A 24,881-nucleotide genomic window follows, 5' to 3' on the forward strand; every position below is an offset into this window, starting at 1 on the left:
TTATCTGTCATATTTTCACGTAGTCCTATGCAACGCTACATTCACGTTTATTAATAACAATTCATATTCTATTAAATTATGTCTATTTACTTAATTTTAATAGAATATGCATGCTCAACGCCCTTATTTAACATGTTTAAAATACATGGCTACAGTATCATTGTTAGCAATATTAATTTGTAAAAGTACAATACCTCTATGTTCATTTTGGGTTACTTAGCAGCCATTCTTATGGGAGTGGTTTTAGGTGTTATTGGCGGCGGTGGCTCTATATTAACCGTACCAATTCTTGTATACCTCATGGGCGTAGCTCCTGACACCGCCACAGGTTATTCTTTACTTATTGTTGGTGCTACGGCAGCATTTGGTGCTATTCGCTATTTCAGACAAGGTCTGATTGATGTCAGCTCATCTTTAGCATTCGCTATTCCATCTATCATTGCCGTATATTTATCGCGCGCATATTTAATGCCAGCTATTCCAGAGCAAATTATTACTTCCCCTTTTGCAGTTTCAAAAAATATGGCCATTATGGTGTTGTTTGCATTTTTAATGTTAGCGGCAGCAACTTTAATGTTGAGAAAGGCATACAAAAAAGAAGCCAAGCCAGCAGCAATAGATCAAAATGCCAATAAACCGAAATCTCCTAACCGGGCATTGATAATGGTAGAAGGTGCAATTGTTGGCATAGTTACCGGTATTCTTGGCGCTGGAGGAGGCTTTTTGATCATCCCTGCACTAGTCCTATTTTTAGGCATGCCAATGTTAAATGCTGTCGGTGCGTCATTATTTATCATCGCATTAAAATCACTATTGGGCTTTATTGGCGACCTGCAATCAGGCATTGAATTACAATTACCACTGCTGCCATATATGTTAATTGCCACAATGATAGGGATGAGCCTTTCAACAAAAATTGCCGGAAAGCTCGATGGTAAAACCCTACAAAAAATATTTGCATTTTTTACCCTGATTATTGCCGTAGTTATCATCTTGAAAGAATTGTTTTAGTAAAATCATTAATCGGTTAGAAACCGACTCCTTCTAATTTGGGTTCTTTGTTCGCCGAAAAAATCCCATTCATTAGCTCGGAGTTAGAATTACAGTAATGGTCTACACTTATCAAATAGTAACTCTTAGCTCTTTAAAGATGGAGATATCAATGGCTAATGATGTAGTGATAGAGGCATGGAATACCGTTTTATTTAAAAAATTCAGTCGCTTTAAATTTCTCTTTGTTGAAGGTTATGCGGCAATTAGTGAACAAGTATTCATAAGACACCCACCGCCTAAAGCGGCAAAAATGTTAGACGTTGGCTGCGGCTTTGGTGACTGTACCATTCGTATTGCTAAGTTAATTGGCGATAACGGTTTATCTTACGGTGTAGATTGTGCAAGCAATTTTATTAATGAATGCCATATTGCTGCCGAACAAGAGAAGCTTAACAACACTCGTTTTTTTGTTGCCGATGTAGAAGTCGACGACCTTGGCGGGCCCTATGATTTAGCCTTTGCTCGCTTTGGTACTATGTTTTTTAACATGCCAAGTTTGGCGATGAAAAATATTCGTTCAGCTCTCAAACCAGGAGGTAAATTTACCCAAGTAGTATGGCGAAAAAGAGAAGATAACCCTTGGTTACACGACGCAGAGCTTTGTGTCAGAAATATTGTGCCAGTAGTTTCTCATGAAGAGACCGATGCAGTGCATTGCGGTCCTGGTCCTTTTTCAATGGCAGGGCCCGATATGGTCAGTGATATGCTGCAAGCAGTAGGTTTTGAACGGATACAGTTTGAACGCTTTGATTCAGAAATTTGTATCGGACGAAATTTGCAAGAAGCCATACAGTTTGCTCTAGAAATTGGACCTTCAGGTGAAATAATTAGACTTGCCGGTGATGAAGGGCAGCGCCTTAAAGGTGAAGTAGAGATTGCTTTGGCTGAAGTTATTGGAAAATTTGAGCGCCAAGATGGCAGCATTTGGGCGCCATCAAGTGCATGGTTTATATCGGCGTATAACCCCTGTTAAATATCAAATCATCCTTGATTAACAACATGATATTAATTGAATGTTGTCCCTCAGCTTTGTTAGGTGGTAACGTTAGGGTTAGCTTGGAGACAACATATTCCTAGAAAAGGGAGTGTTAGCAACTAACGCCGAATTGGTAGATCGTGCTAGAACTATTCTTAACCTAATGGGGACTAGCTTACAAACGCCAGCCGAGGCCCGTGAAACTCTACAACTTAAAAATCAGCGGTAACTTAAAATGAATAATAACAGCCTACTAGTCTACAAAGGTGTTGTACATCCAGAGCTTTGTGATGTGATGGGACATATGACAACGCGTCACTACGTTGCCATGTTTGATGACGCCTCTTATCACTTTTTATTTAGCATATTTGGCTGGAGTGGTGAGCATGCTAAAACACTTAATCGTGGTTGGGCTGATGTTAAGCATGTGATTGAATACCAAGATGAAGTTGCCACTGGTGACTTGTTAGAAATACAAGCCAATTTAACCAAGCTGGGTACCAAATCAATTACCGTTACTTATACTATGTTTAATGTCGGTAAGAATAAAGCGCAGGTAGCTACTTTAGAAAGTACCAGCGTATATTTTGATACTCTCAATCGCAAAGCGATCCCTCTAACGAGTGAAATGAAAACAGCTGCAAACCCATATATTTAAAACTTTGAGTATAAAAAAACGCCTTACTCTGCGAGTAAAGCGTTTTTTTATATATGGCGGTTTTTAGCATGGATGCTATATATGCCGCCATTGCACGGATGCTAATAATGGCGGTTTTTGGCATGGATGCCATATATTTCCGCCATCACATGGATGTAATAAAAACCTGGAGTATGAGATGTAGAAAATACATCCATATATTTTCCCCTTCGGGCGCGCCAGCGCGTGAAAATTTGTTCCAGACAAATTTTTCGAACTCATACGTTCTCATCTCATACTCACCCCATAAAAAAACGCCTTACTCTGCGAGTAAAGCGTTTTTTTATATATGGCGGTTTTTAGCATGGATGCTATATATGCCGCCATTGCACGGATGCAAATAATGGCGGTGAGTATGAACGTCACATAGTAGTTCTTAGCATATTATACAGCCCACACACACAACCTAACCCATTGAAATATATAAAATAACCTTCCACACCGATCTTTTACGTATTATACTAACAACTGAAAATGACGGTCTTTTTGACGGTCTTTTAAATAAGCCACACTCACATTATTAAAATATAGGTGAATAATATGTCACTAACAGATGCCGCAGTTAAAAATGCTAAACCAGAAGATAAAGCACGAAAATTATCAGATGGTGGTGGCCTATACCTTCTAATCAAACCTACAGGTTATAAGAGCTGGAAGTATGACTTCAGGCTCGATAACACCAGAGGTAGTTATACGATTGGTAACTACCCTGATATTGGCTTAAAAAAAGCAAGACAAGAGCACAGAGAAGCTAGAGAACTTGTAGCATTAGGAACTAACCCGAAGCAAATTAAAGTACAGCGTAAAGTTAAAGATGAACTTAAAAATAAACGCTTCAGCTTCTATATAAACCAATGGCTTGATAAGCAGGTATTAGCTACATCAACATACTCAGACTTAAAGCAGCGCATTGATAAGAACATAGCCCCTTACTTAGATAGTAAATACATCAATGAATATACAACAGCAGATTTACTCGCTGTTATGTTACGCATGAGTAATAGAGGAGCTAAGGAAACAGCAATACGCTTAGCTAACATTTTAAGACGAGTATTTAATGAAGTTTTAATTTTAGGCATTATTGATACTAACCCTGCACAAGGCTTAGCTGAATTATTACCTAAACCAGATAAACGGATAGACAAAAACTTCGGGCACGTAACATCAACACAAGATTTAAGAATATTACTACAACAGATTGATTGCCCTACTGCTAATCAAGATATTGCAGTAACACAAGCATTAAAACTGATGCCACTTGTTTTTTTAAGACCATATAACATTAGGTTTTTAAAATGGGAGTACATAAATTTCAATGAACGTATCATTAACATTCCTGCAGAGGAACTCAAAAACAACAAGTATCTAGATGTACCATTATCTAATCAGGCGTTCTCAATATTAAAAGATATGCTACCAGTGACCGGTGATAAAGAATACGTGTTTGTTACTAGCAGAGGTAAAGATACACCACTTAGCGAGAATACAACTACACAGGCTTTAAAGCGCTTCATAAACCCAGTAACTAATGAACCATATGGTTCAGGTTTTATGACTTCTCATGGCTTTAGGCATACAGCTAGTACAATGCTAAATGAGCTAGGCTTCAACCCAGATATTATTGAACTTCAGTTAGCCCATACGAATAAAGACCGTATCAGAGCTACGTACAACAAAGCTCAATGGATGGAAAAGCGTATTATGATGATGCAAGCTTGGGCTGATTATCTTGATGGATTAAAAAACCAAGGGAATGTTACACCTATTAATAAAAGGACTTCTGCTTAATGAATAATCAAAGAGTTATACCTGAAAAAATAAAAATTAATTTACTCTATGATTACTTAGAACTCTCTGCCATGAATCAAGCTGCAAAACTTGAGGCGTTAATAAGTCATTCTCAAGATGGTGGTTTATTATTTACTTTTAATCACCCTGTAAGGGCAATTCCGGTTGAAATACCAATAGGCGACTATGACGAAACAGGTGAGTATATACCAACGAGAAATGAAGATATTCAATGCATATTTAAACCTAAAAGCTTCACATTAAACAACTATTCCATAGATGAAGAATGTACTCGCATAGGGCAATTTGAAGTAAATGGAGTAGCATTTAATATAATCAATAAAGATAAGACTGATTATGGTTTTTATGATGTCGATTTAGCTGATGTTTATGTCAAAAAGTCAGATTTTATTAAATTCGATGGTAAATCAGGTGATAATGTACTTTCAGACCTTCCTGTTGATCTTCAACCAACAAGAACTAATAAAGCATGCAAATTAGCACCACGACAAGAGGTGTTAAAACCTTCCTCTCGTGATCAACGATACGAGTTTCTAAAAGAATGGACTCAGAGAACCTTACCAGGTGTTCCATTTGATAAATTTATAGCTGCCTATGATATAGAGCTGACAAAGGAAACATTTTACAAGCTACTAAGTAATGAATATAAAAAAAATCACCCTAATGATTCGAATATTTTCATCAAAGGAGCTGATGACTTTTACAAAGACAAACGTTTTACATTGAAGTTTAAAGAAGGAAGACGTAAAAACAGTTAATAAATAGTGGTAACAAAAATACCACTATAAAATAAATCCCTAGTAAACATCTAACCATAAATAGTGGTATTTCACTTTACCACTATACCCACATTTTTTTATTCACAAAGTCCCTTTAATATTACTTCAGCTACTGAGTACATAGGTGTTCAGAGTCTATTTATTAAGGTATTAAAATGAATAAAATCATCCGAATTAAAGAAGTAACTTCACGTACAGGCTTATCAAAATCGTATATTTACGCCTTAGCAAAGGAAGATAAATTCCCCAAGAGCATCAGGCTAATTAAAGGCGGAGCAGCTGTTGGTTGGCTAGAATCAAGCATAAATGATTGGATTTCTGACTGTATAGCTAATCAAGAAAATGCTTAACAATGATGCATTACCAGTAGCTTAACTACGTGTACAGGTGAAGTCATACTTGTACTAGAAGTTACTGCCAGATGTACCCGTAGTTGTCGGTCTGGCAGTCAATACTGTCGTTCAATTTTCGAACAAAGGAGTGCATAACACAACTAGGTAATATTAATAGTAGTGTTATGCACCTTGAAGTAGTGCATTTATGCACTCTAAAAACCGTAAATGTACTACTTACGCACTGAACCATTAAACTTTAGTGCATTAGTAGCGCATAACATTAACCAATTCAATAAGATAAGAGAATAAACATGAGAGAAATAAAAGAACTGAAAATTGGTGAAGTTTTTCCAATCAATGAGAAGCTTGCAGGGATTGTCCCAATGGCTATTCCTGTAGAACAGGAAGCTTTAACAATTAATATAAAAGAGAATGGTTTAAGAGAGTCTGTAGTACTGTGGAGAGGAGATATTGTAGATGGGCGATGCAGACAAAAAGCCTGTACATTAGCACGTGTTGCTGTAAGAGCTAAATACCTAGATGACGATCTTACTGAAGAAGATGTGTCTACATTCGTCAAATCTGTAAACACAAGAAGAAATCTTACAACAGCTCAAAAGATAATGGTGGCGAGTAAAGAATCATTTAGAGAAGGTTCTAAGTCTTTAACCGATATAGCTAAATCATGGGCTATAGGTAGAAGGACACTTACTATGGCTAACTACATGTCCAAAGCTAGACCTGAATTTATAGAACCGTTGTTGAATGGCTTAACAGTTCATATTGTTGATGCTAAAGGTAACCAAGCACAGACTAATAAAATTTCAGCTATTTACGCTCACATCAAACGAGAAGAAGAGGATGTTACAGAAGTACCAAGTCATGAGTGGAGTGCTAATGAAAATATCCATACACAAGCTGGACGTGACTGGTTTTATGAGTTTATTAAAGAGACTGGTACAACTAATGTAAAAGTAATGATGGAGTTAGTCGTTAGAGCAAATGACAAGTTCAAAGATGACAACACACAGTAATACCTCACTTACCCGTAGTTAAGCTGGTACACGCTTAGCGGTAATTATAGCTACGGGCACTATTGGTTATTGTTTGATTTATTGAAGATGTTCATAGTCCAAATGATTTTGAGCTAGCAAGTAAAGAATTAAAATGGTTGCTTAACTAAGGGTGCTGAATTTAGTTGAACAGATCATTCTGCTACTTAGTAGTTATGTGTGTAAGTCAGTGTAGGTAAAATATCTACGCTAAATCCCCTTTACTTGTACTTAATGCCTATTTCATTCGGCCTTCATTACAACTAGGGGGGGATGGTCAATACCCCTATAGGGCGTAAAGGAAGTACCTCAGTAAGAGTAAATGAAGCCATATTTCAACATGGCGGTTTGTGTACTTTTATGTACGTTTTGGTTTAAGTGTACTTTGACGTTATTAGTTCACTTATAAAGGCCTTGAAGATTCGGCTAGTAGCCACCTAACCCGTAACCCCTTAACACTACCTGTCGTACCATGAGCAGAAATTGAGCAAACTAACCTACGAATGAATGAGCTTGCGAAGCAAGTGAATGAAATGAGTAGTTAGTGAAGCGAAATGTTCTGTGAAATGGTAAGTAAAGGAAGTGTTTAAAAGCCAAATGCTAATGAAAAAAATAAATATTTGGCTCTATTAGCGTTAATTGTTGATCTATAAATCCAGCAGTCAAACACCCTGCTATTGTTAATTGACAAAGTGAGGAATATCAGTAGGATAAACTTAAGTCAGCGGACGGTTAACTTCCGCTTTGAGCGAACAGCAGTCGTAGACAACTCTGAAATATTAAAAAAATATGGATATACCTTGGCAATGAAAAAATCAGTTTGGATTAAAAGGTTTATTGCTATATTGGTTTTATCAATAGTAGGTTATTTTCTATTTCTACATGCAGCAATGAGTTCTGATATGGCACCAGAGTTAGCATGGTATTATCAACTAGAAATGTTTGTAGCTGGTCTGTTTTGGTGGCCTGCCTCTATATACCTTGGCTTAAGAAAACTTATTGACCCAAGTTATGGTATGTTGGGATTTGAATTATGGTTGTTCCAATTTTTAGGGTACTTCGCAATGTTCAAACTATACGATAAATATAAAAATTAACTCGGTCTCTTATGAGCGAGCAGCGGTCGTTGGCAACATTAGTAAATATATGAATAAGCAAGAATCAAAACTAACTCAGTGGGCTATTGAATTTTTGTGGCTAGCTATTCCGTTTGGAGTATATATTGAGTCTAAAAGCTATATTTACCTTTTCATGCTGCCTTTATGTTTGTCATGTGTGATTTTTGGTAGGCTAAAAATTAGAGCTAAATCCGATGCAATTATTGAGCATGAAAAAATAATTAAATACTCGAAGTATGAATGGCAGTCTGGTTTTATGGTTTTTGTACTGACTGCTGGGATTTATATCTTTAATATGATTTAAGATGTTGACCTTAGTATTTCTAATATCAAGGTCGGCAAAGAGCGATATATAGTCATTCACAATGATTAAAATACATAAAGGATTTATGAAATATTTAACCTATATTTGTTTGATTTTCTGTTTGGCAGTTAATGCAAATGAGAAAAGCGATTTAGAAATAAATTTAGCAAAATTAACTGAAGGAAGTCATTTAAGGGTTGAGTGGTATGGGTTACCTGTTCTTATTCTTAAGCCTAGCAAAATTCAACTAAATTCAATAAATGACAATGAAATTAATCTATCAACGAGCCAACTAGATACCGCTTTTCAATATTTTGCCAAGACCAGCGGCAATATAAAAGCTAGCATATTGTATGACTCTACGATTTCGGCATACGAAGAAGAGTTGGCAGTAAATCCTTATCCATTGATAGTGCTACTTGGCATTAACCCTATTGGAGGGTGCGCTATTAGCGCAAGTAATCAAAGAAATTATTTGAAAGATCCATGTAGGCAGTCTACTTATTCGCTAGATGGGAGAATGAGCGATTCAAATGGCTCGCTTCCTGCGAATCTCTTTATACCGCCTTTTTCAGTGGTTGATGATACTTTAATAATTAAAGCTCCAGAGTTAGTTAACTTTAAAGATTTTTCTCCTGATATAATGGCAATGAATGTGCCAAATAAAACTAAATTTTGGGATTCTATTTCTTGGGATAAGTTAGATGTTCTAAAGGAGTTAGTTAGTAAAGATGCTGCATTACTAACTGCTAAAACGAGTGTAAATTGCAATGCTTTACATGTCGCTTCAGGAAAGTCACCTGAGCTACTTAGCTATTTAATTAGTAAAGGGGTTTCCACTACTCACATTTGTGATAACGGGTACACTTCTCTAATGATTTCTCTCATGACTAGGGATATTCAAAATGCAAAGATATTACTGGCACATGGTGCGAAAATAGACGCTTATTGCGAGAATGATAACTGTGCTAAATCGCTCAAAGATTACTTATATTCAGATCTTAGGTATACGGCAGAATATACGGAAAAGTTAATTGAATCCCTAAAAAAAGAAAACAACTGACCGACAGCTAATGGCACTTAAGAGACGGATGAGGATCAACGGGTTTACTACCAAGAAAAGTCATTTTTACATCATGGCGACTATATAGTCAGTCACCAACAATTAACGCTAATTAGAGCCAAAAAATTTATACTTACTACTTTGTATATCAGCTGTTAACGGTAAGTATAACTACGGGTATATGTGCGGTATGTCTTACAGTATGAGTGGCTACCTTCTAGACCGTAGTTAAGCTAGTTGTCAGAAGCTGATACTAGCTGCTAGCGGAACTCATAACTACGTACAATATGCGCCCTCTTGTACCGACCATAAACAACTAACGCCCTGTTAAGGGACAAATTGTAGTTGGCTAAAATTGTGAACGGAGTGAAACAGCCAACTGTTTTTTGTCCTTGTTTAATTTCTTGTTTAATTTCTTGTTAGGTCTCTTTACTCTTAAGTAAATAAGAAAACAGACCTTCTATACTTCCTGCCTGCAATAGTATTTTTGGAAATACTTGCATAAAAACCCCAGAGGATTCATAAAAATCAGTAACAATATTAAATACCACTTTTGCATTTAAATACTGGATTGTATTTAGCTGTAGTAAAGCATCTGAATTACGATGAGCTATAATATTATTTCTTTCAAAGCGGAGTTGTTTAGCCGCCTTTTCTCTAGATTTACGCAACAACTTTAACGAGTTAAATAATTCTTTCTGTAGCTTTTCTTCTACGGAAGACTGAATAAGTAGCTCCTTCAAATTTTTACTATTCGCCTTACTCATATCCCATTCATAGATAGTGAGTAAAATAATCCTTAAGGAAAGTAACCTTTTCCATTCGTCATGGTGTGTAAGAGCATCAATTTTAACAGTTTGGATGTCTTTTTCAGCAATGAGAAAGAACAAGCCTAAATTCATTAAGATTTGTACGCACTCATTTTCACTATTTCGTGCTCTGACTATTTCTTTTTTAAACGTCTTCAAAGTATCAGTTAAAACACGATTTTTCTTCCTTTCCTTGATAGACAGCGACACTCTAGAATAAAAACGAGTAACACTCATAAAGTACTTACTGTACTTTATTTGAAAATATCTTGTTCTCACCGAAAGAGGTGCTTCTGCGATACTTTCATATTTAGGCATAGAGAAGATTCCTTTGAGACCTAACGCCCACTTAAGGGGCAAAATAGAGTTGGCTTAAATAAGTGAACGTAGTGAGCAAAAAGCCAACTGTTTTTTGTCCTTATTAATTAGCTTGTTAGGCTTTAATTTTCACCCTATAGGTAAAAGTATGTGCTGCCATTCCAAGTGTGTTATTTGGGAATTTTTCACAGTATGTTTTGATAAAACCTAAATATTCACTTTCTTCTATATCTCGAACTGCCCAATCGCTGTACATTGCAAAAGAGCCTACCCATCCTTTTAGCCAACGTTTATAGATTTCATTCATCAGTACAGTTTGTTCTGCTGTTTGATCTAATTTGTTATAAAAATCACAGGAAGTAGTTGCAACACCTGAAGGTAAATTCATTGACTTGTTCTGACTCCAATAATCTGTTCCATCGGCGAAAACAGAGAATGAAAAGAGGGATAGTACGAATAATAGTGATTTCAAAGTTCATCCTTTTTTAAAGCCTAACAGCTTATTAGACGGGAAAAAATCCTTTTAAATACAATTCATATACCGTCTGATTTTTATCAGATATAAATAAAATTAACTAAATAACATAAGTATATCAAGTGTTTATTGATTTAGTTTGATAGGCCTTCGGGAAAAGCGTGTTTTAAACTCGTTTTCTCTGGTGAAAGCGTGCAAATACATAGTATTGAAAAATTTTGCTTATACAATGCCAAATAATCATTAGAAAATATATGGGTAAAATTATTAGGCTAATGTATGGAAAGCGCACCAAGGGAACATATATATTAGTGGCACAACTAATGTAGTTGTCCACTCACCTGTAACCTTAAATAAAATTATGGGGTTCTGATCTTTGATCAGGTTCGATTAATTTTATATGAGGTAGATTTTTATAGTAACGTGAATATTTGACGGTCTTCTTGACGGTTCAGAAAGTATCAGGCATAAAAAAACCCCTTAAAAACAGAGGTTTATCTATAATATATGGCGGTGAGTATGAGATTCGAACTCATGTTAGGGATAAACCTAAACTCGCTTTCCAAGCGAGCGCCTTCAGCCGCTCAGCCAACTCACCTAATTTTTTAATTGATCCTGAAACAAGTTCAGGAAATCGAAATATACCAAAGGAAATATCTCGATAAGCCGCGTATGTTAGGGAATTATTTACACATACGCAAGCACAAATAGTTGTTTGTTTTACTATTTGTACTTTTTATCAACAATCTAAATGTTTAAGTATTGTTTGTTTGCGCAAGTTTTAAACTAGCTGAGAAATCAAGCATACGGCCAAGTGACTTTAATGCACCTTCTCGTAGCTCATTATCAACAAAGATCTCTCTTCCTTCACCATCAATTAATGAGTCGTGAATTGCTTTTAAGCCGTTCATAGCCATCCAAGGACAGTGTGCACAGCTTCTACAGGTTGCGCCTTCGCCAGCCGTTGGAGCTTCGAAGAATTCTTTGTCTGGACAAAGCTGTTGCATCTTGTAGAAAATACCGCGATCGGTGGCCACGATAAATTTTTGGTTGGGCATATCTTGCGCAGCTTTAATTAACTGACTCGTTGAGCCTACAGCATCAGCAAGGGCTACAACATCTAATGGTGATTCAGGATGAACTAATACCGCAGCATCAGGGTGTAATGCTTTCATGTCGTTAAGCGCTTTGGTTTTAAATTCATCATGAACAATACAAGCGCCATCCCACATGATCATGTCTGCATCAGTTTGCTTTTCGATATATGCGCCAAGATGCTTATCTGGGCCCCACAAGATTGTTTCGCCCTGCTCGTCTAAGTGCTCAACAATTTCTAAAGCACAAGATGATGTTACTATCCAATCAGCTCGCGCTTTAACCGCTGTTGATGTATTAGCGTATACAACTACAGTGCGCTCTGGATGCTGATCACAGAAGTTATTAAACTCTTCAATAGGACAACCTAAATCTAAAGAGCATGTTGCTTCTAAAGTAGGCATTAATACGGTTTTATGTGGGGTTAGAACTTTTGCCGTTTCGCCCATAAACTTAACACCAGCAACGATTAAAGTTGTTGCGGGGTGCTCTTTACCAAATCGAGCCATTTCTAGAGAGTCAGCAACACAACCGCCAGTTTCTTCAGCTAATGCTTGAATTTCTGGATCGGTGTAGTAATGGGCAACTAGTACCGCATTTTTGTCGATTAATAGCTGCTTAATTTTCGCTTTATAATCGGCTTTATCAGCCTCAGTTAATGGCGCTGGTTTGGCTGGAAAAGTATAATCAAAATCGACAGCTAAGGTTGTTTCTAACATCTCTCTAGAACTCAGTAAAATTTATACATTTAAAAGTGACGGACATTATAAGAGATTGTCAGCAAAATGTGTAGAACTGTTGTAACTATACATATTTAGGCTTTAACCAGATTACGAATAGTAAATTAATTACCATTCACAATGCTACTAAGCTCAACAGCATTACTCTCATTTTGAGATTTTTTATCACTATATTCTTGTACTTCAATTGAGTATTGATCTCGACCGTTAGCCTTTGCTTTATACAAACAAGAGTCAGCATGCTTATATAAATCAAATGCAGTATCTGCATCATCCGGAAAGCTACTAATTCCTATAGAGATAGACAATTTACCGAGCGACTGCCCTCGATGTTTAAGGTGCAATTTTCGAACTAGCGAGCATAATTTATCAGCAAGTAATGCAGCATCTTCTTTACTTGTTTCGGGCAATAATATTGCAATTTCTTCACCACCTACCCGGCAAACGCTATTTTCTTTACGGGTATTTTTATCTAGTAAAGTGGATATTTCTTTTAATACGTAGTCGCCGGCATCATGGCCAAAATTATCGTTAAAACGTTTAAAGTGGTCAAAATCCACCATCAGTAATGATAACGACTTGCCATGACGGTTTGCCCTACTTATCTCAAGCTCAAGATTCTCATCAAGAAAACGACGATTAAACAAGCCAGTTAACGGGTCTTTTAATGCTTGCGAGCGTAACTGATATTGCAACTTCAAGTTCGCCATTGCTAAACCAAGGTGTTCGACTACTGATTTTACTAACATCATTCTATCGTCTGATAACTTCCCTTGAATATCAAAATGAACCACACCTATGGTATTACCATGAGCAGACAAAGGAATGCAGAGCATTTGATCTTGCTCTTCGGCGGTATGTTCGCACCTAATGGTAATATCACTCTCTGTAGTTAAATGGTAATGACCTTTACGTAACGCCCAACATTCAGAAGGTGCGAATGGCACTTGGGCATTGTTACCTTTTGACCAATTAATTTTAGGCTCAACTAAGTTTCTCGAATCTTTAATAATCGACAAAGAGCCACTTACATCGCCGATAATTTTAGGCACTAAATTAGTAATAATTTTTTCAGCTTCGTCAAAAGATTTACAGGCTGCTAAATAATTTGCTAATTGATTTAGTAATTCAAATTCACGATTCTTACCTAATAATATTTTTTCATAGCTTTTTTGGCGTTCCATCAAATGTATACGAATTCGCTTATTTAAATTAAAACTAACTAACCCAATAAGTATTATTGTTGTCAGAATTAATACCCCAAGTAGCAAAAGAACACGTTGTTCAACCGTTGTGATACTCGCGAGTGGTGTTGCTATTCTGATAATGTAAGTGCCATTGGCTAATACTGCTTTTTTGGCTACATACAGCATGTCAATTTGTAATGCTTCACTGAAGTGTATTGCTGAACCTTGATCATGTTTTACCGCTTGTAAAAATTCGGGTTCATGAGCGTGACTATGCATTTGTTCTACAGTTTTATGACTCGAGTCGGCTTTTACCACACCATTGATGTCAATTATGGTTAAGCGCTGATCATTCTTATTAAACGATTGACTTAACACATAGTTTTGCAGCACTTGTGGTTCTTTGTTTAGCAGTTCATCATAATTATTGGTTTCTAATGACTCAAGCTGAGCTGCTAGGCTGGTTTTAATTACGTCACTAGTTATTTCATGCAATGATGCAGTAAAAAAAGGGAATGCGAGTGAAAACAATAGCAGCACTGCAATTAGTGGCATATAAAACAGCTTGTTATTACTCATTGACTTTAGCCCTTAGCTTAACCGATATGTAGATTGAATTAGGTTATGTACAATTCAACAAAATTATTACCATCTTAAGCGATAACATTCTGTTACACACCTAAGTTTGGTAACAGGAATGTAACTTTGAATTAGTAAGGAATATAAAATCATTAGGTTACAAACCTATTGCCGTTTTCAATAGGGACATTGTATATGCCGCGCTAACATGGATGTTAATGAGCGGCCCATGGCAGTTTGCATTCCATCATCCCTGAAGTAAACAGAAAGTACACCATCCATGGTATTTCTGCATATAGCTCTTCCTTGAGCAAAAAAAAAGCGCCGTGTTGGCGCCTTTTAATTAATATTTACTACTTATAAATTGTTTTCAAACAACTTAAATATTCTGCGGTATTCATCTAACCAACTGCTTGGTTGCACAAAACCGTGTGGCTCTACTGGGTAGATTGCAGTTTCAAAATCTTGTTTTTCAAGCTCAATTAAACGTTGTACTAAACGTACAGAGTCTTGGAAGAACACGTTATCATCAACCATTGGTGCATTTATCAATAATGGTTTTTCTAAACCTTCGGCAAAATAAATTGGTGAACTACGCTCGTAGGCAATTTTGTCATCTTCAGGTGTATTCAAAATGTTTGACGTATAGCCATGGTTATATGATGTCCAATCAGACACTAAACGTAGTGCAGAGCCTGCTTGGAATACTTCTGGCTCGGTAAACATACTCATTAACGTTAAGAAACCACCATAAGACCCACCGTAAACACCCACTCGCTTTCTATCGACATTGGCATTGTCAACTAACCAATTAACACCATCAAGCATGTCTTCCACTTCAGGTTTACCCATGTGGCGATAAATAGCGGTACGCCAATCACGGCCGTAACCTTTCGATGCACGGTAATCCATATCGATAACGGTATAGCCTTTTTGCACTAACATTGAGTGGAACATAAACTCACGGAAATAACCCGACCAACCTAAGTGTGAGTTTTGTAAGTAACCCGCACCATGTACAAACATAACAGCTTTACCTTGCACGGCGGCACTTGCGCCATCTGTAGGTACTGGCTGGTAAACTCTAGAGAAAACGCCTTGTTTGGTATGCGAGGATGGTACTTCAACTATTGTTGGCGCGGTCCATGGCATACTTAAAAACTCTTCAGTTACAGTATGTGTTAAACGAATTGCCTCAGCATCAATTTGAACATCTTGCACGTAAAGCTCAGGTGGCATAGTTGTTGTTGAGTGTTCAATTAATAGCTTAGATTCATCCGGCGATAATGAATAACTGTTATTACCACCTAAATCGGTAACCGCTGCAACTGTCGCATCATCAACTGTTACGTTATAAATCTCATAAATTCCAGGATGTGATTTATTCGCTTGAAAATAAAAGCTGTCTTCATCAGCTGTTTTTGTTAACTGACGTACTTCATAGCTGCCAGAGGTTAACGCTTTCGCTTTACCATCAACTGGTTTTACGTAAAGGTGACCATAACCAGACTCTTCTGATAGGTAATAAAGCGTTTCGCTTTCATCAAACCAACCGTAGTCATTAAAATCCCAGTTTATCCAAGCATCATCATGTAAACGATGTTGGCTAACAAACTTTTTATTGTCAAAGTCGATAGTCGCGATCCATCGGTCTTTGTTGTCCCACGCTTCCATCATAATGGCAACCTGGTTTGAATCTTTATGCCATTGGATGCTGTTATACATTAAATGAATATTACGCGGTGATTTTTCAGACTTGTATTCTTTACCTTCACGCTTAAAGTTTTCAGTTTTAACTGACGCTAGTACATCTTCGTCATAGCCAGGTAGAGTCTCATAACCTAATAAATATTGTGCATCGTTTACTAAATCTAATAAATACACATCTTCTTTATATTGACGGTTATCAGAAACACGACGACGAACTTTTTGAGGGTCAATTGTGGCATCGCTAGTGATGTAATTTGGCATGATATCGCCAGCATTACTCCACGAATCAGATTTAGCGACACTAACCACCATCATCTGTGCATTAGGGGATAATTGCGCTTGTACTACTTTTTTACCCGCGCCGAAATAAAATATAGAAGTGGCAATAGTCTTATTTTCACTACGCATTTTGCTAGCTTCATCAGCCTTTAAAGCAGAATTACGTTTTTGCAAAGCCACGTAATCAATTAGCTTTTCTTGCTCCTGAGCAATGTAGGTTTGCTCGCTTTTTTTACCACCAGGAGTATCAATCATTTTCAAATTCGCGAGTTCACGAACTTGGTTGTTTTTTACATCGTGGGCATAAAATACATTACTAACACGGTAACTAACACGGCCATCAGTTAAGAAAATCGCTTGGCTTTCTACTGCCGATGTATAAGTTAATTGAGTGACAGCTTGCGTAGCAATATTTTTTACAAAGACATTACCCTTAAACGTATACAACTCTTGCTTACCATCTGGGCTTAATACCGCCCCGTCATCGGCAGCAACATGCATATCACTATAAGCGACTTTATTACCATTACCGTCAATACTGATAGATTTCTTAAATAAATCTTTAACAGGGTTACCTAAACGTTTTTGTTTGTAAAACACCGTCTCGTTATCATCGCCCCAGTACCAAGATGAAGGAGAGCGTGCAAACCAATCAGGATCTGACATTACTTTTTCAAGGGTAATCACTTGGTTTAAGTCTGGAGCTTTAACTGCTTCACCTTTTACAGGAACCGTCATAGCAACATTATTCGCAGCACTACCGCTGTTTTGTGGAGCACTATCATTGGAAGCACAAGCGGTTAAAAACACACTTACTGATGCTACAATTAATGGATATTTCATAGTTTAAAATACATCTAAATTCTTAAGTGCTGCTATTAAAGCAAATAATCAGCCCACAAATCAATCATTGTGGGTGACGAAAAGTTACATTTTATGTAATCCTTTGTAACTCCTGTACATTTTTTAACCGCACTTTACTAGTTAAGTCTGCTATAATCCGGCCGATTATTTTCCGGTTGTAGTTAAAACCATTGTAAGCACTAATAAAGGTCACGCTATTTCATGATCCCATTACCAAAAACAGAATTGTTCGAATATCCTAAATATTGGGCAGAATGCTACGGCTCAGCACCATTTTTTCCTATGTCTAGAAAAGAGATGGATGAATTAGGATGGGACAGTTGTGACATTATTTTAGTTAGTGGTGATGCCTATGTTGATCACCCTTCGTTTGGTATGGCAATAATTGGTCGGATGCTTGAATCACAAGGTTTTCGTGTGGGTATGATCGCACAACCTGATTGGCATTCAAAAGATGCATTCATGACTTTAGGTAAACCTAACTTATTTTTTGGTGTTACTGCCGGCAATATGGACTCAATGATCAATCGTTACACCGCCGAGCGTCGTATGCGCCATGATGATGCATATACACCTAACAACGAAGGTGGCAAACGCCCAGACAGAGCAGTAACAGCATACACTCAACGCTGCAAAGAAGCCTATAAAGGTGTTCCCGTAATTATTGGCGGTATTGAAGCGAGTTTACGCCGTATTTCTCATTACGATTACTGGTCTGACAAAGTTCGCCGTAGTGTCTTATTTGACGCTAAAGCAGACATCTTAATATATGGTAATGCCGAACGCCCATTAGTTGAAGTAGCACATCGCATTGCTCGTGGCGAAGATGTAAAAAATATCACCGATGTACGTGGTACTGCGTTTTTGAGTAAAACCGCACTACCAGGATGGCGTGGTGTAGATTCTCGTAGCATTGACAGACCAGGAAAAATTGATCCTATTGCTAGCCCATACCAAGACATGACGCCAAGCAATTGTGACAAGGCTGACGAAATAACAGACTCTGGTGTTACTATTATTAGTGCAAAAAATAATGCTAATGAGAGTAAAGTAGACATAACTAAAGACGCTGTTCCGATTCAAATTAGCGACTACCAAAATAAAACTTGGGATAAAAAATATAAACCTTGGGAAAAAACCTACGTTAAGTTACCAAGCTATGAACAAGTAAGCGTAAACAAAATGCTCTACGCTCATGCTTCACGTATATTCCATCAAGAAGTAAACCCAGCGAGTGCTCGTGCATTAGTACAAAGTCATGGCGACAGAATTATTTGGTTAAATCCGCCAGCCCTACCATTATCTGAAGAAGAAATGGATGGTGTGTTTGCTTTACCCTACGCGCGTGTACCTCACCCTAGTTATGGTAATGCTAAAATACCCGCTTATGACATGATCAAAACGTCAATAAACATTATGCGTGGTTGCTTTGGTGGTTGCTCATTCTGTTCAATTACCGAGCATGAAGGTCGTATAATTCAATCGCGTTCACAACAATCAATAATTGATGAAATTGAAGATATTAGAGATAAAGTACCAGGCTTTACTGGGGTTATTTCTGATTTAGGTGGCCCTACGGCAAACATGTATCAGCTGCGCTGTAAAAGCCCGAAGGCAGAGGCGACATGTCGCCGTCCTTCATGTGTATGGCCTGATATTTGTGGCCACATGGACACCGATCATACTCCTACTATCGAACTTTACCGTAAAGCTCGTAAAGTTAAAGGCATTAAAAAAATCCTTATTGCTTCTGGTGTTCGTTACGATTTAGCAATTCGCGATCCTGAATACGTAAAAGAATTAGCCAGTCATCATGTTGGCGGCTATTTAAAAATTGCGCCAGAGCATACTGAAGACGGCCCATTAGCAAAAATGATGAAACCAGGTATGGGCTCGTACCATAAGTTTAAAGAAATGTTTGATCATTACTCTAAACTGGCCGGTAAAAAACAGTTTTTAATTCCGTACTTTATCTCAGCGCATCCAGGCACCACCGACAAAGATATGGTGAACTTGGCATTATGGCTGAAAGAAAACAATTTTAAGCTTGATCAAGTGCAAAATTTTTATCCATCACCTTTGGCAAATGCAACAACCATTTACCATACCGAAGTTGATTCTCTGAATAAGATCAGAAAAGAAGGTACTGCGGTCCCCGTACCTAAAGGTACTATTCAGCGCCGTTTGCACAAGGCAATATTGCGTTATCACGATCCGGCAAATTGGCCAATTATCCGTGCCGCATTAACTAAAATGGGCTTAGCACGTAAGTTAATTGGTAGTGGTCCACAATGTTTAGTACCTGTTGAGACTCGTAGTGAAAAAAATATGAGTTATCAAAAGGGTAAAAATAACGCCTCCGGTCATAAAACCTCGCCTGGCCAACAGCGTAAAAAAGGTAATTCTTACGGCAAAAAGCCTGCTCAAAAAGGTTTAACTCGTTTTAGTAACGATCAGTTTAAAAAGCCGAAAAAGAAGCCTGCACGCTAATATAAACAGTACTTACAAGGACAGAAACAAAGAGAGATATTAATCGTTTATATCTCTCTTTGTGGTCTATATCGTTAACAAATTACCAACAAAATAAATTTCATTTACTTTGCTTTCTCGCGTATAATGCGCACAAAATTTATACCTTAGGAATATCCATTGATCTCAACAGCTAATATCACCATGCAGTTTGGTGCAAAACCTTTATTTGAAAACATTTCTGTTAAATTTGGTGGTGGTAACCGCTTTGGTTTAATTGGTGCTAACGGTTGTGGTAAATCAACCTTTATGAAAATTTTAGGTGGTGACCTAGAGCAATCTGGCGGTACTGTTTCTATAGACGTTAACGAACGTGTTGGTAAATTACGCCAAGATCAATTCGCTTATGAGGAATACTCTGTAGTAGACACGGTTATTATGGGTCATACCGAGTTATGGGCAATAAAAGAAGAGCGTGACCGTATTTACTCATTACCAGAGATGAGTGAAGAAGAAGGTATGCGTGTTGCTGATTTAGAAACTGAATTTGCTGAGATGGACGGTTACACTGCTGAAAGCCGTGCCGGTGAGTTATTGCTAGGTCTAGGTATTCCGGTAAGCCAACATTTCGGCCCTATGAGTGATGTAGCTCCTGGCTGGAAACTTCGTGTACTTTTAGCGCAAGCATTATTCTCTGATCCAGATATCTTACTTTTAGATGAGCCTACCAACAACTTGGACATTCACACCATCCAATGGTTAGAAGACATTTTAAACGAACGTGAATCAACCATGATCATCATCTCGCATGATAGACATTTCTTAAACAGTGTTTGTACGCACATGGCTGATTTAGATTACGGTGAACTACGTGTTTACGCAGGTAACTACGACCAGTATATGTTGGCTGCAACTCAAGCTCGCGCCACTTTAATGGCCGGCAATGATAAAAAGAAAGCTCAAATTACAGAGCTACAAGACTTTGTACGTCGTTTCTCGGCAAATGCTTCAAAAGCGAAACAAGCTACGTCACGAGCGAAGCAATTAGATAAAATTAAACTTGATGAAGTGAAAGCTTCAAGCCGAGTAACACCGTTTATCCGTTTCGACCAAGAAAAGAAATTGTTCCGAAACTCATTAGTGATTGAAAATTTAAACAAGAGTTTTGACGACAATCACGTACTTAAAAATATTAATTTAATGGCTGAAGTTGGTGAAAAAATTGCTATTATCGGTGAGAACGGTATCGGTAAAACCACGTTCTTACGTACCTTAATGGGTGAAGTTGAATACATGCCAGAAACAGGATCGGCAAAATGGTCTGAAAATGCGCAAATAGCTTACTACGCGCAAGACCATGCAACTGATTTTGAAAACGACATGACTTTATTTGACTGGATGAGTCAATGGCGTAGTGAAGGCGATGATGAACAAGTGATTCGTGGTTACCTAGGTCGCCTGCTGTTTTCAGCTGATGATATTTATAAGTCAGTTAAAGTTCTTTCTGGTGGTGAACAAGGTCGCATGTTGTTTGGTAAAATGATGATGCAAAAACCAAACATTTTAGTAATGGATGAGCCAACCAACCACATGGATATGGAATCAATTGAAGCATTAAACATGGCACTTGAGAAATACGAAGGTACTTTGGTATTTGTTTCACATGACCGTGAGTTTGTATCAACACTTGCTACTCGTGTTATCGAGTTAACAAAAGATGGATACGTTGATTTTGCCGGCACGTACGAAGAGTACTTAAAAAGCCAAGCGTAAAGTTTAAAAATCCCAAAAGGGGTCAGTGATATTTAACTTATGATAGTTAAATATCACTGACCCCTTTTTTCTGATCAATAACTTTACAAAGGTAGGTATATAAATCATTATTAAATTAATGTAATACCTATCAAACTGTTAAGTTGTATATTTGATGAGCCCCAAAAAAAGTTACAAAGGATGTAAAACTGCTCTATTACTTACCGGTGGTGGCGCAAGTGCGGCTTATCAAGTTGGCGTATTAAAGGCCATATCAAAATTCATGCCGCGCAATCACGGTATCCCCTTCCCAATCATATCAGGAACATCAGCTGGGGCTATTAATGCCACAACGATAGCGTGTTATGCATCATGTTATCACTTGGGCATTCGTCGCTTAGAATATGTCTGGAATAACCTGCACACTAGCAGTATTTACCATTCCAAAGCAGGGAAAGTATTTGGCCACATTTTTAGTGGTTTATTACGCTCTTATCGAGCAGGTTATGCTCCCAAAAAAGCGATGAGTTTACTTAATAATGAGCCTTTACGGGGATTGTTAAATCAAGTGGTCGACTTTAAGCGCATTGATGGCAATATAAATAATGGCTATTTATCATCAATTGCAATTACGGCTTCAAGTTACACTAGCGGTGATTCGATTAGCTTTTACCAAGCAGATAAGTCTATTACGCCATGGCAAAGGTCAAAACGCAGAGGCGTGCAAACAACCTTACATACCGATCATTTATTGGCCTCCTCCTCTATTCCATTAATATTTCCGTCAATAAAAATTAAAAAAGAACATTTTGGTGACGGCTCGGTCAGCCAGTTATCACCTTTAAGCACACCAATTCATTTAGGCGCCGAAAAAATATTTATTATTGGTGTTGAACAGCCTCAAGAAAGTATTCATCATGCGGTGGATTTTCATCAGCCTCCAAATAACGCAGAAATAGCCGGTCATTTAATGGATACAGTTTTTTCTGAAGCATTAAACAGTGATTTAGAGCGGATGAATAGAATAAATAAAACGGTAAATTTGATACCTGAAGCGAAACGTAAGTTTCAATCAGATTTAAAGCAAGTAGACAGTTTTTTAATTAATCCGAGCCAAAACTTTCATGTTCTAGCCAATGAGCATTATGACGAACTACAATGGGCACTCAGGTTTATATTACGTTTAATGGGCAGTGGTAAAGATTCTGAGTCTTCACTTACTTCCTATATCATGTTTGAACAAAACTATTGTAAACGTCTTATTCAAGTTGGTTTTAACGATGCAATGGAAAAAGAAGAACAGATCAGAGATTTTTTAAATATATAACCTGCTTGTATATTTTACGGCCCTTCTTGTAAGTAACGCTCTACTCTTTCTACTCTGCGAGGTTTGCCTTGCAAAACTACGGTATCTTGTGCTTGTAAAACAAAATCATTCGCTAGATTAGTAAACTCATCATGATCACGGCGTACAGCTATAATTTCTACTCTACGACGCTCTAAGTCGAGTCCTTCAATTGCCTTACCATTAGCCCATGCGTCATCTAGTAATAACGTTGGATGAACAAACTCTATGCGCTCAATCGCTTCTGCGCTCATGTTGGTATCAACACCAGGATAGAAACCATGTAACCGGTGGTAATGGTTTTTTCGCTCAGCTTGTACTCTGCGAACAATTCGGGAAAACGGTACGCCAGATAAGTTTAATACCTGTGAAACTAACATTAAGCTACCTTCTAATGATTCAGGAACAACTTCGTTAGCGCCAGCCTCTTTTAGCGATACTAAAGCGTCATCATTACGTGTCCTAACTAATATTTGCACGTTTTTAGAGATTGAACGGACCTTTTGCACCACATCTAACGATTGCTCAGCTGCACCATATGAAATAACCACTAACTTTGCTTGGCTCAAATTTGCTGCCGTTAATATTTCAGTTTGTCTAGCTGAGCCAAACAGGATATTTTCACCCGACTCTCTTGATTCGTTCACCCTGACAGGATCAATATCAATAGCAATAAAGTCGATTTTTTCTTGTTTTAAAAATCGGCTAACCGTTTGCCCTACTCGTCCAAAACCACAAATAACTACATGATTAGATAGATCTTTACTGCTGATATTAATTTGTTCTTCAGTATCATCATGATTGCCATCATAAGCTAAAGCAACTGACCATTTACGCGCATTTTTGATCATGTAAGGGGTGATGGCCATAGAGATTATACCAACTCCTAAAAGCATTGAGGTAAGCTTAGGTGATAAAACGCCTACGGTAGCTGCTAGAGAAATAAGCACAAAACCAAATTCGCCCATTTGCGCAAGCATAAATGCTGAAGCCCAAGCATCTTTTTTCGACTCACCTGCTCTAACGGCAAGAAACCTAACAATAAGAGTTTTGATCAGCATAAAACTGATAACTAATACAACAATTTTTCCAGGTTGAGTGAATAATAAAACGGGATCAAGTTTCATTCCAACAGTAACAAAAAACAAGCCTAGTAATATATCTCTAAAAGGCCTGATGTCAGCCTCAAGTTGATACTTATATTGCGATTCGCCCAACATCATGCCCGCTAAAAATGCACCTAAAGCCATTGATAAACCGAAGAATTGAGTTAATCCTGCAGCAAAGAGGGTTACAAACAAGGTTGTTAATACAAATAATTCATCGGTTCGAACTAATGCTACTTGATTAAAAATTGTTGGCAGAATCCATTTACCCGCCGACAGTAACAAACCGACAACGAAGACACCTTTAAGTAGTGCAAATAGCAACGCTACTAACATTGAGCTATCACCACTGTCAGACAAAAATGGAATGATAATTAAAAGTGGCACTACCGCGATATCTTGAAATAACAGCACGGCAACTGAAATTTGTCCTGACTTGCGTTTAATCGAGCCGCTTTCATTTAATTGCCGAATAACAATTGCAGTAGAAGAAAGCGCCAACACGCCGCCAACCACTAGCGCAGTTTCAAGTTCAAAACCTAAGAACAAACCAATAATTAAAAATATAAGTAAACTAATACCAACTTGTTTAGAGCCAACCCCCATAACCAAATGACGCATTGCCATTAATTTGGGCAATGAAAACTCTAAACCTAGGGTGAACAATAAAAAGACAATACCCAATTCAGCAAAATGTTCATAATCTAAACTGTGACCAGCTAGTGATAAACCATGCTCTCCAACGATAGTACCGGCAACCAAGTAAGCTAAAATAGCCGGTAAATTCAACCGACGGAAAAGCCAAACAGTAAAAACTGCGGCAACTAAAATAGCGATAATTTCAAAGAAATGGCCCACGGATATCCTTATTTACTGCTTACGATAAAAAACGAGATAATTTCTGCTATAGGTAATTAGATTAAACCTAACATTATGTTTACAAATTACTTTATCATTTTTTGCTAGA

The 24,881-nt window shown here is 37.5% G+C and carries 20 protein-coding genes and 1 tRNA gene; 14 read left to right on the forward strand and 7 right to left on the reverse strand.

Annotated features, from left to right (window positions below):
* Positions 1 to 198 precede the first annotated feature (198 nt).
* The 11 genes from RGQ13_RS12890 to RGQ13_RS12940 all read left to right on the forward strand — a co-directional run bounded on the left by RGQ13_RS12890 (position 199) and on the right by RGQ13_RS12940 (position 9,186).
* Positions 199 to 1,011 carry a sulfite exporter TauE/SafE family protein gene (locus RGQ13_RS12890; protein WP_348390155.1) on the forward strand — a complete coding sequence of 271 codons (813 nt, stop codon included), beginning with the start codon at positions 199 to 201 and terminating at the stop codon, positions 1,009 to 1,011.
* A gap of 151 nt (positions 1,012 to 1,162) precedes the next feature.
* A complete protein-coding gene (locus RGQ13_RS12895) occupies positions 1,163 to 2,026 on the forward strand; it encodes a methyltransferase domain-containing protein (RefSeq protein ID WP_348390156.1) in 864 nt (287 codons plus the stop codon).
* A 112-nt stretch (positions 2,027 to 2,138) separates the two neighbouring features.
* The gene (locus RGQ13_RS12900; RefSeq protein ID WP_348390157.1) at positions 2,139 to 2,258 is read left to right on the forward strand and encodes a 3-keto-5-aminohexanoate cleavage protein; all 120 of its coding nucleotides are present in this window, start codon (positions 2,139 to 2,141) and stop codon (positions 2,256 to 2,258) included.
* 6 nt (positions 2,259 to 2,264) lie between these two features.
* Positions 2,265 to 2,687 carry an acyl-CoA thioesterase gene (locus tag RGQ13_RS12905; RefSeq protein WP_348390158.1) on the forward strand — a complete coding sequence of 141 codons (423 nt, stop codon included), beginning with the start codon at positions 2,265 to 2,267 and terminating at the stop codon, positions 2,685 to 2,687.
* A gap of 579 nt (positions 2,688 to 3,266) precedes the next feature.
* A complete protein-coding gene (locus RGQ13_RS12910; protein WP_348390159.1) occupies positions 3,267 to 4,514 on the forward strand; it encodes a tyrosine-type recombinase/integrase in 1,248 nt (415 codons plus the stop codon).
* Positions 4,514 to 5,293, forward strand: coding sequence for a hypothetical protein (locus RGQ13_RS12915; RefSeq protein WP_348390160.1), 780 nt, complete (start codon positions 4,514 to 4,516; stop codon positions 5,291 to 5,293). The genes RGQ13_RS12910 and RGQ13_RS12915 overlap by 1 nt, the downstream gene beginning before the upstream one ends.
* Before the next feature lie 176 nt (positions 5,294 to 5,469).
* Entirely contained in the window at positions 5,470 to 5,664 is a 195-nt protein-coding gene (locus RGQ13_RS12920) for a helix-turn-helix transcriptional regulator (protein ID WP_348390161.1), read from the forward strand.
* Positions 5,665 to 5,960: 296 nt separating this feature from the next.
* Complete coding sequence (locus RGQ13_RS12925; protein ID WP_348390162.1) at positions 5,961 to 6,683, forward strand: ParB N-terminal domain-containing protein; 723 nt, start codon at positions 5,961 to 5,963, stop codon at positions 6,681 to 6,683.
* Positions 6,684 to 7,507: 824 nt separating this feature from the next.
* Positions 7,508 to 7,798: a hypothetical protein gene (locus RGQ13_RS12930; protein WP_348390163.1), complete on the forward strand. Its 291-nt coding sequence runs from the start codon at positions 7,508 to 7,510 to the stop codon at positions 7,796 to 7,798.
* A 49-nt stretch (positions 7,799 to 7,847) separates the two neighbouring features.
* Complete coding sequence (locus tag RGQ13_RS12935) at positions 7,848 to 8,123, forward strand: hypothetical protein (protein WP_348390164.1); 276 nt, start codon at positions 7,848 to 7,850, stop codon at positions 8,121 to 8,123.
* Between the two features lie 85 nt (positions 8,124 to 8,208).
* On the forward strand, positions 8,209 to 9,186 hold the full coding sequence (locus RGQ13_RS12940) for an ankyrin repeat domain-containing protein (protein WP_348390165.1): 978 nt from the start codon (positions 8,209 to 8,211) through the stop codon (positions 9,184 to 9,186).
* Positions 9,187 to 9,605: 419 nt separating this feature from the next.
* Here RGQ13_RS12940 and RGQ13_RS12945 read toward each other — a convergent pair whose 3' ends face one another.
* The 6 genes from RGQ13_RS12945 to RGQ13_RS12970 form a co-directional block, all read right to left on the reverse strand.
* Positions 9,606 to 10,313 (reverse strand): hypothetical protein, encoded by a 708-nt coding sequence (locus tag RGQ13_RS12945; protein WP_348390166.1) that lies wholly within the window; start codon positions 10,311 to 10,313, stop codon positions 9,606 to 9,608.
* 115 nt (positions 10,314 to 10,428) lie between these two features.
* Positions 10,429 to 10,785, reverse strand: a complete 357-nt coding sequence (locus RGQ13_RS12950; RefSeq protein WP_348390167.1) for a hypothetical protein — start codon at positions 10,783 to 10,785, stop codon at positions 10,429 to 10,431.
* Positions 10,786 to 11,296: 511 nt separating this feature from the next.
* Positions 11,297 to 11,386 (reverse strand) — tRNA-Ser (locus tag RGQ13_RS12955).
* A 157-nt stretch (positions 11,387 to 11,543) separates the two neighbouring features.
* Complete coding sequence (gene nadA / locus RGQ13_RS12960) at positions 11,544 to 12,602, reverse strand: quinolinate synthase NadA (RefSeq protein WP_348390168.1); 1,059 nt, start codon at positions 12,600 to 12,602, stop codon at positions 11,544 to 11,546.
* 125 nt (positions 12,603 to 12,727) lie between these two features.
* Entirely contained in the window at positions 12,728 to 14,389 is a 1,662-nt protein-coding gene (locus RGQ13_RS12965) for a sensor domain-containing diguanylate cyclase (protein ID WP_348390169.1), read from the reverse strand.
* 357 nt (positions 14,390 to 14,746) lie between these two features.
* Positions 14,747 to 17,221 carry a S9 family peptidase gene (locus tag RGQ13_RS12970; RefSeq protein ID WP_348390170.1) on the reverse strand — a complete coding sequence of 825 codons (2,475 nt, stop codon included), beginning with the start codon at positions 17,219 to 17,221 and terminating at the stop codon, positions 14,747 to 14,749.
* Positions 17,222 to 17,443: 222 nt separating this feature from the next.
* Here RGQ13_RS12970 and RGQ13_RS12975 point away from each other — a divergent pair, with 222 nt between their 5' ends.
* From RGQ13_RS12975 to RGQ13_RS12985, 3 genes are all read left to right on the forward strand, one after another.
* Positions 17,444 to 19,732 carry a YgiQ family radical SAM protein gene (locus tag RGQ13_RS12975; RefSeq protein WP_348390171.1) on the forward strand — a complete coding sequence of 763 codons (2,289 nt, stop codon included), beginning with the start codon at positions 17,444 to 17,446 and terminating at the stop codon, positions 19,730 to 19,732.
* A gap of 159 nt (positions 19,733 to 19,891) precedes the next feature.
* A complete protein-coding gene (locus RGQ13_RS12980; protein WP_348390172.1) occupies positions 19,892 to 21,484 on the forward strand; it encodes an ABC-F family ATPase in 1,593 nt (530 codons plus the stop codon).
* Positions 21,485 to 21,638: 154 nt separating this feature from the next.
* Positions 21,639 to 22,790 (forward strand): patatin-like phospholipase family protein, encoded by a 1,152-nt coding sequence (locus RGQ13_RS12985; RefSeq protein WP_348390173.1) that lies wholly within the window; start codon positions 21,639 to 21,641, stop codon positions 22,788 to 22,790.
* 14 nt (positions 22,791 to 22,804) lie between these two features.
* Here RGQ13_RS12985 and RGQ13_RS12990 read toward each other — a convergent pair whose 3' ends face one another.
* On the reverse strand, positions 22,805 to 24,772 hold the full coding sequence (locus RGQ13_RS12990; protein ID WP_348390174.1) for a cation:proton antiporter domain-containing protein: 1,968 nt from the start codon (positions 24,770 to 24,772) through the stop codon (positions 22,805 to 22,807).
* Positions 24,773 to 24,881 lie beyond the last annotated feature (109 nt).

This window comes from Thalassotalea psychrophila, assembly GCF_031583595.1.
Taxonomy (GTDB): domain Bacteria; phylum Pseudomonadota; class Gammaproteobacteria; order Enterobacterales; family Alteromonadaceae; genus Thalassotalea_A; species Thalassotalea_A psychrophila.